At 33.6% G+C, this 12,105-nt stretch carries 10 protein-coding genes; 8 read left to right on the top strand and 2 right to left on the bottom strand.

Annotated elements, in window-relative coordinates; translation table 11 throughout:
• The coding region (locus ABX784_RS12075; RefSeq protein WP_372655302.1) for a TerB family tellurite resistance protein at positions 1 to 261 on the bottom strand (261 nt) is incomplete at its 3' end.
• Positions 262 to 390: 129 nt separating this feature from the next.
• On the opposite strand from ABX784_RS12075, the gene clpS reads away from it, so the two are divergent.
• The 8 genes from clpS (at position 391) to ABX784_RS12035 (ending at position 11,068) form a co-directional block, all read left to right on the top strand.
• Positions 391 to 744, top strand: a complete 354-nt coding sequence (gene clpS / locus ABX784_RS12070; RefSeq protein ID WP_372655301.1) for an ATP-dependent Clp protease adapter ClpS — start codon at positions 391 to 393, stop codon at positions 742 to 744.
• Between the two features lie 9 nt (positions 745 to 753).
• Positions 754 to 3,111, top strand: coding sequence for an ATP-dependent Clp protease ATP-binding subunit ClpA (clpA, locus tag ABX784_RS12065; protein WP_372655300.1), 2,358 nt, complete (start codon positions 754 to 756; stop codon positions 3,109 to 3,111).
• A gap of 127 nt (positions 3,112 to 3,238) precedes the next feature.
• Positions 3,239 to 5,563, top strand: a complete 2,325-nt coding sequence (locus tag ABX784_RS12060) for a hypothetical protein (RefSeq protein ID WP_372655299.1) — start codon at positions 3,239 to 3,241, stop codon at positions 5,561 to 5,563.
• Between the two features lie 426 nt (positions 5,564 to 5,989).
• The gene (locus tag ABX784_RS12055) at positions 5,990 to 6,502 is read left to right on the top strand and encodes a hypothetical protein (RefSeq protein WP_372655297.1); all 513 of its coding nucleotides are present in this window, start codon (positions 5,990 to 5,992) and stop codon (positions 6,500 to 6,502) included.
• Between the two features lie 368 nt (positions 6,503 to 6,870).
• The gene (gene miaB / locus ABX784_RS12050) at positions 6,871 to 8,349 is read left to right on the top strand and encodes a tRNA (N6-isopentenyl adenosine(37)-C2)-methylthiotransferase MiaB (protein WP_372655295.1); all 1,479 of its coding nucleotides are present in this window, start codon (positions 6,871 to 6,873) and stop codon (positions 8,347 to 8,349) included.
• Positions 8,350 to 8,446: 97 nt separating this feature from the next.
• Entirely contained in the window at positions 8,447 to 9,064 is a 618-nt protein-coding gene (locus ABX784_RS12045) for a hypothetical protein (protein ID WP_372655294.1), read from the top strand.
• A gap of 26 nt (positions 9,065 to 9,090) precedes the next feature.
• The gene (locus ABX784_RS12040; protein WP_372655293.1) at positions 9,091 to 10,143 is read left to right on the top strand and encodes an aminopeptidase; all 1,053 of its coding nucleotides are present in this window, start codon (positions 9,091 to 9,093) and stop codon (positions 10,141 to 10,143) included.
• On the top strand, positions 10,118 to 11,068 hold the full coding sequence (locus ABX784_RS12035; RefSeq protein ID WP_372655292.1) for a RimK family alpha-L-glutamate ligase: 951 nt from the start codon (positions 10,118 to 10,120) through the stop codon (positions 11,066 to 11,068). Before ABX784_RS12040 ends, ABX784_RS12035 begins: the two co-directional genes overlap by 26 nt.
• Here ABX784_RS12035 and ABX784_RS12030 read toward each other — a convergent pair.
• Positions 11,065 to 11,793: a hypothetical protein gene (locus ABX784_RS12030; RefSeq protein WP_372655291.1), complete on the bottom strand. Its 729-nt coding sequence runs from the start codon at positions 11,791 to 11,793 to the stop codon at positions 11,065 to 11,067. The two genes, ABX784_RS12035 and ABX784_RS12030, sit on opposite strands and share 4 nt — an antisense overlap.
• Between the last annotated feature and the right edge of the window lie 312 nt (positions 11,794 to 12,105).

The raw sequence follows: 12,105 nt of genomic DNA, 5'->3' as shown, positions 1-12,105 counted from the left end.
TTCTAAGGCCTTTGTTGAAACAAACTCGGCTTCTTTATCAGTTAGGTTCATCCACTTCTTGAGCGCCTCGATCATAGCGTCTTTTTCTTTTGGAGATATTTCAAAATCTACATAGGCGACTCTTGCGCTTAAAGCTGCTAAACAGCCCAATAAAACTCGTTTTTCTTCAGTATAGTCCGGAAATTGGACAAGGATACTCTCTTGAAGTTTAGACAGTGGTTTTGACACCTCTTTTGCTATAAATCTATCCCAAAAACTCATATTTTCGACCTTTTTGTTTAAAATTACATCAATTCAGCTTTGTTTAGTTGAAAAGACTATTTATTAAAAGGATAATGATATTAGATACTAAAGGCAAATGAGAGTTAAATTATGTCCATATATGAAAGAATGTCTAACCTTGACGATAGTAGATTCAACCCCATCTTTAATGATGAGGATGAGTACGGCGAAGGTGGGGTCGCTACAATTAAGAAAGTTAAGGTAAAGAAACCCCGAAAGTACAAGGTACTCATTCATAATGATGACTACACCACGATGGAGTTTGTCATTTATATTTTACAAAAGGTTTTTGCTAAGAGCTTAGAGGAAGCACAAGCAGTTATGCTTAAAGTGCACAATGAAGGAGTTGGCATTTGTGGAGTCTATAGCTTTGAAATTGCAGAAACTAAAGCTGAGAAGGTAAATCAAGAAGCTAAGGAGAACGGTCACCCGCTGAAGTGTACGATTGAACCTGAAGCCTAAGAGGAAGTTATGATGTCAAAAAAGCTAGAAGAAATAATTAATCAAGCTATCCAAATAGCGAATGAGAAAAAGCATGAGTATTTAACTCTTGAGACTGTTCTTATTGCCATGTTAGATGACGATCAAGTAATAGATGTACTTCAAGACTTAGGTGCAAATATAGATCAACTCCAAGAAGACTTAATAGAGTTTTTAAACGATCAAGAAAATTTTAGTATTTTAACAGATGAGCAAGTTCAAAACTTGAGTAGACAACAGTTTGTTGATGAAGAGTTAAGAAAGCTTGCCAGTGAAAACGGTATTCAATACCAACCTGAAATCTCCCTTTCTTTACAAAGAGTAATTCAAAGAGCTGCTATACATGTTCAGTCATCTGGTAAAAGAAATATAATGGGAATAAATATTTTAGTCTCAATGTTTCAGGAGAAAGAAAGCTTCGCTCTTTATTCGATTCAAAAGTATGGAATAGAGAGGTTTGATGTTGTTAAGTATATTGCTCATGGAGCTGATGAAGCTATCGATGGTGAAGACGACTATATTGATAATTCTGAACTTGAGGGAGGAATCACTCCTTCAAAGTTGAAAAAAGAGAAAAAAGAGAATGCGGCATTAAATGAGTTTTGTATAAACTTAAATGAGCTTGCTAAGAAAAATAAAATAGATCCTCTTATTGGTCGAAGTGAAGAGTTAAATAGAATAGTTGAAGTTCTTTGTAGAAGAAGAAAGAATAACCCGCTTCTCGTAGGAGAGGCCGGTGTTGGAAAAACTGCTATCGTTGAGGGGCTTGCGAAAAGTATTGTAGAGGGAAATGTTCCAGAAGTACTGGAAGAGACAATTATTTTTAGTTTAGATATGGCAGCTCTTTTAGCTGGAGCTAAGTTTAGAGGAGACTTTGAGCAGCGCTTAAAGAATGTCTTAAAAGAATTAGATGAACTTCATGATAAAGGGGAGAAAACAATTCTCTTCATTGATGAGATACATACTGTAATGGGCGCCGGTGCAACAAACGGTGGAAGTATGGATGCTTCTAATCTTTTAAAGCCAGCATTGTCTTCTGGACGGGTTAGATGTCTTGGAAGTACGACTCATAATGAGTTCAGAAAATTTATAGAAAAAGATCACGCCTTTAGTCGTAGATTTCAAAAAATTGATGTAGATGAACCTTCTCTAGAAGATACTTATCAAATACTAAAAGGCTTAAAGCCAAAGTTTGAAGAACACCACGGAGTAAAGTATTCAAATGCTGTATTGAGAACAGCTGTCGATTTATCAAATAAGTTTCTCGGAGATAGAAAGAATCCAGATAAGTCTATAGATGTTATAGATGAGGTCGGCGCGAAGATTCACTTACTTCCAAAAAGTAAAAGAAAAAAGAATATTTCAAAGAAAGATGTAGAGTTAACAATTTCTAAATTAGCTAAAATTCCAGAAATAAGTGTTACCGGTAGCGACAGAGACCGACTCAAAAACTTAAAAGCTAATCTTGACCTAGTTATTTACGGTCAAGATGAAGCGGTAGAAAAAGTTTCTGATGCAATTATATTATCTAGATCAGGACTTGGACACGATAGTAAGCCTATGGCGAACTTCCTATTTGCCGGACCTACTGGTGTCGGTAAGACTGAACTAGCAAGACAGTTAGCACATAACCTAGGATCTCACTTAGAAAGATTTGATATGTCTGAGTACATGGAGAAGCACTCTGTAGCTAAGTTAATAGGAGCTCCTCCTGGTTATGTTGGTTATGATAATGGTGGTATTTTAACTGATGCAGTAAAAAAGAATCCACATTGTATTCTATTATTAGATGAAATCGAAAAAGCACATCCTGATATTTATAATATCTTGTTACAAGTTATGGATCATGGAGCATTAACAGATTCTCAAGGTAGAACAACTGATTTTAAAAATACAGTTATCATTATGACTACGAATGCTGGTGCTAAGCAGATGGAAGCTGGCTCAATTGGTCTTGGTCAGGTCAAATTAGATGGTAATACGGCCAAGAGAGATCAGACTTTAAAGAATTTCTTTACACCAGAATTTAGAAATAGGCTTGATGCAATTATTCACTTTAATAAATTAGGAAGTGAGTTCATTGTTAAGATTGTAGATAAGTTCTTATTAGACTTGGAAAATAGACTGGCTTCAAAAAATGTAGAAATCGAAGTGACTGAGAGTGCTAAGCTATGGTTGGCCAAGACAGGTTATGATCCAAAAATGGGAGCGAGGCCAATTGGTAGAATAATAGATCAACAAATTAAAAAACCATTATCTAATGAAGTCTTATTTGGAGAGCTCTCAAGTGGTGGGAAGGTTATTGTTGATTTAAGTAAAGACGAAGAGATTACTTTTAAGTATCAATAGGTTAAACGTCACTTTTTTAAGGCATCCTTTCATGTAGGGGGTGCCGTAATTTCATATGGTTATCTTCTATCAATGAAACTTCTTTAAATTTATCTAGATTGATATAGACTAGTTACATGGGGAAATTATGTATCTAGTTCTTACAATTAAATTATTGTTTATTTTTTTATCATTTTCAATAAACGCATCTACAGCTCTGACAAGTGGTGAGCTCTCGAAGTTATATAGTCGCTATGTCGCTATTTCTTGTGGTGAGAAAGTAGATTGTCTAGATTTCAAAAAAAGAAAATTCAATGAATGTAAAGATAACGTCTGTAGAGAAGCGTATATAAATTTTGAAGAAATAATCATTGTTAAATGTAGAAGCGGGGAAAATGAGTCTGGTTGTCTTAGTCAGTTCAACTTCACTTCTGCTATGTGTGAGGATTTAGATTGTATTGATGTAGTATCTAAAACTGCAAAGAAGGAAATTGAACCAATATCCCTAGACAAGATAAGAAAGGAAATGCATGTAAAAGCACCTTCTCAAAAAATAGTGTCTATACCTAAAAATATTCTACCTAACTCTGATCAAGTCTCACCACAAAAAGATATTTCTTCAAGTTCAACATCTAATAGTAGTCCTAGTATAGAAAGTCTTGATTATGAACCAACTATTAGCGTTCAAAAGAAAATGATGAATCTTTCTCAAAAAGCTAATGAAGATAGATGCAGAACAATTGAATGCTTAGAAAAAGTTGAGTTAGCTTATTCAAAGTTAAGTACAAAAGATAAGCCTAAAGAGGAAGATTATAGTTCAAATAGTAACTATGCTCACATTCCAGCTAAGTTAATTCAAATTTATATAAATGAAGGTCCTTGGTCTCCTGAAATGATCAGTTATTTTAAAGCAAATGAAAAAATACTAGGAGTTGAGAATCATAAATTTTTAAAACCAAATTGTACTATATTCAGGAAAGAAGACTGTAGCAAAGTTGAGTCGCAGAGTGAGTGGATTTCAAAAATAACTGCGTACTTTAGAGATGATAAACTAGGAGGAGGCTTTGCTAAAGAGATGTTTAAGCTTAATCATAGGTCAAAGCATCAGATTCTTTGCAATGTTAGGTATAGAGAGCTACCAAAAGGGAAAAATCCATTTAAAGAGCAGATCACGAGTTATACAGATGAGAGTTTGTATTTTGAATCATTGAATCCTTTTTCTTTTTCAGCTTCTAGTAAGCTTGAATGTTTAGAAAAATTTAAAGAATACGAAAAATCATATAGTAGTAGATTACAAGAGCTGGGAAACTATCCATCAAAGAGCTCTTATAGTTTTGTTGAATTAGGTAAGAGTGGACAAATTCCAGCTCCAATTCTTAATTTAATGAGAGGAGACTGTCATTCATTTACTTATGTTCCAAATGGTGAGGATAGTAATCCTAGGCTTTCATGGTTTCAAAAAGCTTCAAATAAAAGAATTATAAACAAAAATACGTATGAGGATCTTACACGAGATGAATGCCGTTTTATGGCCAATAAAGATTTATATAAGTTGGATTCATCTAGATGGGAAGAATATATTTTCTTCATGGGCAATGTTCCATTTGCTAGATTTTCATCTAAAGCACTTCCTCAATACTTAAGTATTGATAGTTTTCAAAAATTTCCAACTTACAGACATATATCTGCACCGAAATGTAGAGTTACATATAGAAAAAGTGGAAATGTTTTAATTAAGAGAGAATATGAATTAAATGAAGAGGTAAGGAGTTGTAGGTCTCTTTGCTTATCTAAAAAGAAAACTATAAGTAGTAAATATAGTGATTATACGTGCTCAGTAGTACCTGGTATGAATTCAAATCCAATGTATGGCTTTGAGGCGGAGATATATGTTGAGGACAGTAGCGTCGAATTAAAGAGTTGTGAGTACTATAATTATCATTGGTCACAAGAGCCTATTCGAAAGTTCTTAGTAGAAAATAAAGAAGAATGCTTATCTAAATCAATAAGAAGCCCTATTAGTAGCAAGCAACAATACTTAGATTACTATAGATTTAAAAATAACGGGTTTTATGACTTAGAAATAAAATTCAATAATAGTAGTATTCTTAAATATGTTACGAATGCTGATTGTACTATCCGGAATATAAGTAGAATTGGTGGAAGGACATCTAAATATATTCGTTCAAAAAAAATTAATGTTAAAACAGAAGAGCAATGCTATAAAGCGTGTCTTGATTATAAAGCTGAAGTAGAGAATGCTCTTACTAAATCACCTGTTTTTGTCTCATGCGAGATTGGAAGGTCTGCATATAAACCACTTATTCTTAATTTTAAGAAGGCGAATAGCTACGATCCATTTATTGCGATTAAGAAAAGTGATTCTAAAAGTATAGAAACATATTTTAAGGAATCATTCGAAGAAGTGTGGCATGGTTACCCATTTATTAAAAATATGAGCACTGATATTTAGTAATTTTTAAAATTTCTTATCATTTCAAACTCTTTATTGATTAGTTTTCTTCTAAAACTGCCAACAATAATTGTCCTTTTTGCCCATATGAGGCACATTTTGCGCATTCTCCCTTAAAAAAAACAACATTAAGCTTAAAAAAAAAAGAGAGAATTTTTTCTATGTAATTCATGCATATTCTAAAACAATTTATGAAAAAACTAGAAATGATAAAAAAATGAAACGTGTAATAGTAATGGTAGACGACCTGTAGGGTAGTGTTGTTTTTTTTTGTAAAGTAATTCAAGTTTAAAACCGAAATCAATTTATAAACTGTTGAAATTAATTTTTTACAGATTCGTAATAAAAGACTATTTTTTTATTTGCGTTAAAATAAAATTATGTTTATTCTGAATCTATAAGTGTTAAAAAGCCTGGAGGATGTCAATGGCAGTAAAAAAGAAAGCGACTAAAAAAGTTGCGAAAAAAGCCACAAAGAAGACAGCTACAAAAAAAGTTGCTAAGAAAACAGCTAAGAAAGCAACTAAGAAAAAAGTAGCAAAGAAAAAAGTAGCTAAAAAAGCAACTAAGAAAGTAGCTAAGAAAGCAACTAAGAAAGTAGCAAAGAAAGCAACTAAGAAAAAAGTAGCTAAAAAAGCAACTAAGAAAGTAGCAAAGAAAGCAACTAAGAAGAAAGTTGCTAAGAAAGCGACTAAGAAAGTAGCTAAAAAAGCGACTAAGAAAAAAGTAGCTAAGAAAGCAACTAAGAAAGTAGCTAAAAAAGCTGCAAAAAAGAAAGTAGCAAAGAAAGCGACTAAAAAAGTAGCTAAAAAAGCTACAAAAAAAGTAGCAAAGAAAGCAACTAAGAAAGCTGCTCCTAAAAAAGCTACTAAAAAGGCGCCAGCTAAGAAAACAGCAGCTAAAAAAGCTACTAAAAAAGCGCCAGCTAAGAAAAAGTAATTGATTATTCTTCAAATACTTAAGGGTCACTCTATGAGTGGCCCTTTTTTTTACCTATTTTCCAAATCTCAAGAAATATTTAAATAAAATCTATAAGTTACAGGCCTTCATATTTCAATTCTCTCATTTTTCCCTACCTTTCCTATGGGTAAATCGCTCAGAACGCATTTTGAGAGTTTCGTATTTTCAGCTATTTATGGATGGTAATGATGACAATTTTCAAAATGTAGATTTACTTTCAAACGTGTTATTGGTAACTTGCGCAAAATTAAAAACTTAATCAGCAGGCTTAACAACTGTGTGAATCTCAAATCTTCATTGCCAGAAGGCAGAGAAGATTAGTTATTCAATTGATTCGGAGATTACTTATGGAAATGACAGAAGCACCAACAGGGTTAGGGCTTAGAACTTTAGATGGACCAAAAGAAGAATGGTTTACTGATGAAAAAACTGGGGCCCGATTAGTAAAAATGGGAGAAGTAGTATTTCCTCCAAGAAAAGTTTGGATGAAAACTTACGGATGCCAAATGAACTATCATGATACTGATAGAATTATGTCTCACCTTAAGAACCTTAACTTTACTCAAACTGAAGAAGTTGAAGATGCTGATCTTGTTCTTTTCAATACTTGTGCAGTAAGAGACCTCGCTAATAATAAATTCTATTCTCATCTTGGAAATATGAAACATCAAAAAGCGACAAAGAAAGATAATCTTGTCGTTGGAGTAGGTGGATGTGTTGCTCAAACAGAAGGGAAGGAACTAATAGCTAAGTATAAACATTTAGATTTTGCTTTTGGTCCTGATACAATTGATTCAATTAATGACATGGTCTATAGGACTTATGCAGGAGATTCAAAATTCTTCATCAATAGTTGGGATAGATCAGAGAACTTTTCAATTGAAACAAAAATATCTCATGGTACACCACAAGCTTTTGTAAATATAATTAAAGGGTGTAACAAGTATTGTACATATTGCATCGTACCTTATACTCGAGGAAAAGAGAGATCTCGTAGAGTTGATGAGGTTGTTGAAGATATTAGACGTCTTGTAAAATATCAAGGTATTCAGGAAGTAACGCTACTTGGTCAAAACGTGAACTCTTTTGGAAAAGAAAATGGCGAATCACTTGCTCAGCTTATTCTTGAACTTGAAAACTTAGATGGTCTAGAAATTATTCGTTACACTACAAGCCATCCATACGATATTTCTGACGAGTTGATTATGACTCATGGAGTTTCTAAGAAACTTTCAAAACATTTACATTTACCTATTCAATCAGGCTCTAATACAGTCTTAAAGAGAATGAATAGAGAGTATACTGTTGAACATTATTTAGATCGCGTAAATAAACTAAGAGAAATTCAACCAGAAATTATAATATCTACTGATATCATCGCTGGTTTTGTAAATGAAACAAATGAAGAACATCAAGCGACTTTAAAGCTTTTAGATGATGCTAAGTTTGATTTTATATATTCATATGCATACTCAAAAAGAAATAAGACTAGAGCTGCGAGATCTGAAGATCATTTAACAAATGATATTCGTGGAGCAAGACTTAGAGAAATTCAACTTCATCAGTTAAAGCTTCAGGCCGAAATTAGAAGTGAAATGGTTGGTAAAAGCTATAGGATCTTAGTAGAAGGTAAGAATACTTTCAAAGGACAAACTAAGTGGAAGGGGAGAACAAACTGCAATAGAATTGTTCACTTTCTACCTGAAAGTCCTGAGCAAAATCTTCAATGGAACTGGGTAGATGTTAAGGTCATTGAGACAACAGCTCTTTCTTGCCAAGGTGAATTAGAGGCAGTTATAGGAAAAAGAATTCCTAAATTTCAATAATATCAGTGTAGTAGAGGCTTGGTGGCATGCAAATAGTGCCACCTGAGGAAATTACATCTAGATAATAGTAGAATATTAAGTGAATGAGGTACCTCTTATGCGCTTAAAAATTTCAGTTATTCTTTTAACAACAATACTTTCTTTGAATTCATATGCTTTGATTGAGCTTGGAATGGACTTTAGTTACGATAAAGATGTTTTTGGAACAAATAGACAAAGTAAGAATACATCAAGAACTTGGGCCGGATCAGTCGCGACTTACCTTTGGGAATACACTGCTCTTGAAATAAACTATATGGAAAATAGTGATAATACTGTGATTAATGAATCTGTTTCGTATAGTGACTTAGATATTACAATCCTTGGTCAGCAGACTGAAATTGAAACGAAATCATATGGTTTAGGGTTTAGACAATCCTTCTCTTCTCGAAAATCCTTAATTCAACCCTCTTTAAGTTTAGGTTATGCAAGAACTTTTAAGAGAACAAAAACAAACTATACTGTTCGAAGTGATATTTCAGGAACTAGTTTTACTTCTGTTAATCCACTTATTAAGCAAAGACAGGATTCTATGTTTGGGACATTCAGTTTAAAATTTAGATTATCACAAAGACTTAGCATCAGAGGGTCTATTCAAACATATATTAGAGCGTTTGACTGGAATAGTGCTAAGGATGATTTAAGATATACAGCTGGCTTCACTTGGTTACTTTAAGATTATCACTTATTTCTATTTTATTTTTGATTAGCTCTTGTGCGAAGGTAGGTTACTTAGTTGAACAGGGGACTGGTCAAGTAAAGTTATTAGCAACAGCTAAAGACAATGAAAAAATTTTAAATGATGTTAGGTTTTCAAAAAAGCACAAAGAAAAGATAAAGAAGATCCAGGTATATAAATCTTATTTTTATAAATATTGGAATAAGAAAGAAACAAGCATTTATTCTAAAACGACTATGCTCCATGACCCTGCAGTTACTTATTTAGTCATTTCTTCAGATTTTAATAAAGTAGAGGCTAGAGAAGAGTGTTTTCCTATTATGGGTTGCTTTCCTTATCTAGGCTTTTTTAAAAAGTCCTCAGCAACAAGCTATGCTAATGATCTAAAAACAAAGGGCATTGTTACTTATACTAGGCCTGTATATGCGTACTCCACTTTAGGGTACTTCACCGATACAATCTTATCTTCTTTTTTCTACTTTGATGATTTTGAGCTTGCTGAACTAATCTTTCACGAGCTGTTTCATACAGTCTTCTTTGTTAAAGATGAGGTCGAGTTAAATGAGAACTTAGCTAATTACTTTGGAAAACAGATGGCGATTGAATACTTCAAGGATGATATTCGATTAAAAGAGAGAATCAAGGAAGAGAGCCTACTCAGTAAGGCGATGTCTAAGGAGTTAGTAGATTTAGCTCGAAAGCTAGATAAAGGTCTTAGAAGTAAAAAGTTCAAAAATATTGATGAAGCAAAGCCTTTTGTAGATAGCTTTTTAAGTGATAAAATCAAACCTAAGTTAAGATCTGTATGTCATGAGTTCAATGTTGCTGACGAGAAGTGTTATTACCTCAATCGAAAGTGGAATCAAGCTTCTTTGGCAGCATTTATGACTTATGAAAATAAAGTAGATGAATTATTAGTTCTACGAAATAGAATATCGGGTGACCTAAAAGACTTTTTTCATTATATTGAAAAAGAGTTTAATGAATTTAAAAGCGCCAAGGAGAAAAAAAGTTTCTCAAAATGGCTCTTTGGAAAGAATAGGTCTAACAATGAAAAAGCACATACTCTTAATTGATCCACTTGAAAAATTAGTTATTAAAAAAGATTCAACCCTCATGCTTGCTCTTACAATGAAAAAGAGAGGACTAGATGTCGCTCTTATATTTGAAGAGGATTTCTACGTTGTTAATAATCAAGTTCCAAAATTAAAAGTTTACGATTTCGATGGTTCTTTCGAAAGCGATGGTTGCTATATAAGAGATTTTAAGCTTACTAAAACGAGATTTTGGGAGGCAGACGCAGAAAGTTGTCTACATATGAGATTAGACCCTCCTTTTGATGGAAGATACTTAAGGTTCTTGTGGATGCAACGTTATTTCAAAACTCTTGGAGTTGAAGTTCTTAATGACCCTGATGGAGTTTTACTATTTAATGAGAAGCTTTATGCTTATGAACACGAATCAAGCCTTGAAACATACGTAGGAAGCTCTGAGGAAGGTTTTTCGATATACGTTAAAGAAATTATGTCAAAAGGCCATACAGAGCTAATTCTGAAGCCCTTAGACTTATACCAAGGAATTGGTGTTCAGAAAATTTCACTAGCAGATGATTATATCGAAATCTTCAATAAGAAAGTTAAGGATTACGAAGGACCAGTTGTTGCGCAACCTTTTGCAAAAGAAGTTGAGAAGGGTGAAGTACGAAGCTTTTATTTTAAGGGTAAAGAGTTAGGCTCTATTCTGAAAGTTCCTAAAAAGGGTGATTACTTAGCTAACATTGCTCAAGGTGCTACTTATGCTCGCCATGAACTGACCAAAGGGCAGAGAAAGTCTTGTGAAGATATTTGTGCTGATTTAGCTAAGCACGGTGTCCACTGGATTGCTTTTGATATTCTGGGTGAATCAATCTCGGAAGTAAATATTACTTGTCCAGGATTAGTTGTAGAGGTTTCTAAAGCGTATGAGAGAAACCTCTGTGAAGATATTGTTGATATGCTCTAGTATCTTCCTCCTGGAAGATCTTGAGTTCCATCAGTCGATACTTGCATTTTAAATCGAACACAATCCTGGTCCCAGACTGCACTGAAAGGGCAGTAGCTAGATCCTGATCCATTCCAAGTACAGCTAAAGTCCCATTGGGCATCTAGTACTTCGATTACTAGTGGATCATCAGTATTTGATGGAATATTAAACTCTTTAGTTAATGACCATTCATTTAAGTCAAGGTCATCAAATAGGTGCATGTAAACACATGCTCCATTTTTCTTTCTAACACAGATACTTACTTGTAGTTTTTGATATCCTACAGGAAGTTGTGAGCAAGCGACTCCGTTTGAGTCAACAGTATTTTGACTTGGTCCTGAAAGCGCCATTAGTCTAATATTAAATCTCGAGTCTGTTTTTAAGATCTCTTGGTTTGCTGTACTCATATTTCTTTCTGATGACCAAAAAATTCCATTTGGTGGTGGATTTCTATTTGGGTGATTTGTTCCATGTACAATAACACCCTCTTGTCCACTAGAGACTGGAGGAAGGTCGTAGTAACTTGGTAAGTCCGAATCATCTACATAGTCATCATCATATCCATCACTATCGCTAGGTAAAAGTACTGTCGATTGAGTTGTCGAAGCACTAGAACTTTTCTTATTTGAAGTAGTCTCCACACAAGATGTGAGAGTAAGCGAAGCAATGAGAAGAATGATAAATTTAAAATTGTTCCATTTCATAGTTGGCCCTTATTATTATACCTTTGATTTATCGACTGAAAGTTACCAAAACTTTAGTTTTTATGTTGAGTAGTTTTGTGTGATATATAAATGTTTGAAATGATTGCATTCTTTACTATTGCGCTCGCTAGGGCAGCAGAGTAAAATATTATTGATGAACGAACACTTAAAACAATTCTTTAAACAAAAATCAACTGAACTCTATCCATTTGCATACAGTTTATTGCCTGACGATCTTCAAGCAGGTCAGCTTGTTTTAGACGCGTTGGATTTAATATTAGTTGATAAAGATTTCTCCGATAAGTTTCCTGA

The sequence above is a fragment of the Halobacteriovorax sp. genome (genome assembly GCF_041587335.1).
In the GTDB taxonomy this organism is placed as follows: Bacteria; Bdellovibrionota; Bacteriovoracia; order Bacteriovoracales; family Bacteriovoracaceae; genus Halobacteriovorax.
The sequence above is the reverse complement of the archived record's forward strand: the minus strand, read 5'-3'. Positions and strand labels throughout refer to the sequence as shown.

What these genes read in the sequence shown, in the direction of transcription:
- clpS (WP_372655301.1), top strand. Translation starts at nt 391, where the DNA reads ATGTCTAACCTTGACGATAGTAGATTCAACCCCATCTTTAATGATGAG.
- clpA (WP_372655300.1), top strand. Translation starts at nt 754, where the DNA reads ATGATGTCAAAAAAGCTAGAAGAAATAATTAATCAAGCTATCCAAATA.
- ABX784_RS12060 (WP_372655299.1), top strand. Translation starts at nt 3,239, where the DNA reads ATGTATCTAGTTCTTACAATTAAATTATTGTTTATTTTTTTATCATTT.
- ABX784_RS12055 (WP_372655297.1), top strand. Translation starts at nt 5,990, where the DNA reads ATGGCAGTAAAAAAGAAAGCGACTAAAAAAGTTGCGAAAAAAGCCACA.
- miaB (WP_372655295.1), top strand. Translation starts at nt 6,871, where the DNA reads ATGGAAATGACAGAAGCACCAACAGGGTTAGGGCTTAGAACTTTAGAT.
- ABX784_RS12045 (WP_372655294.1), top strand. Translation starts at nt 8,447, where the DNA reads ATGCGCTTAAAAATTTCAGTTATTCTTTTAACAACAATACTTTCTTTG.
- ABX784_RS12035 (WP_372655292.1), top strand. Translation starts at nt 10,118, where the DNA reads ATGAAAAAGCACATACTCTTAATTGATCCACTTGAAAAATTAGTTATT.
- ABX784_RS12030 (WP_372655291.1), bottom strand. Translation starts at nt 11,793, where the DNA reads ATGAAATGGAACAATTTTAAATTTATCATTCTTCTCATTGCTTCGCTT.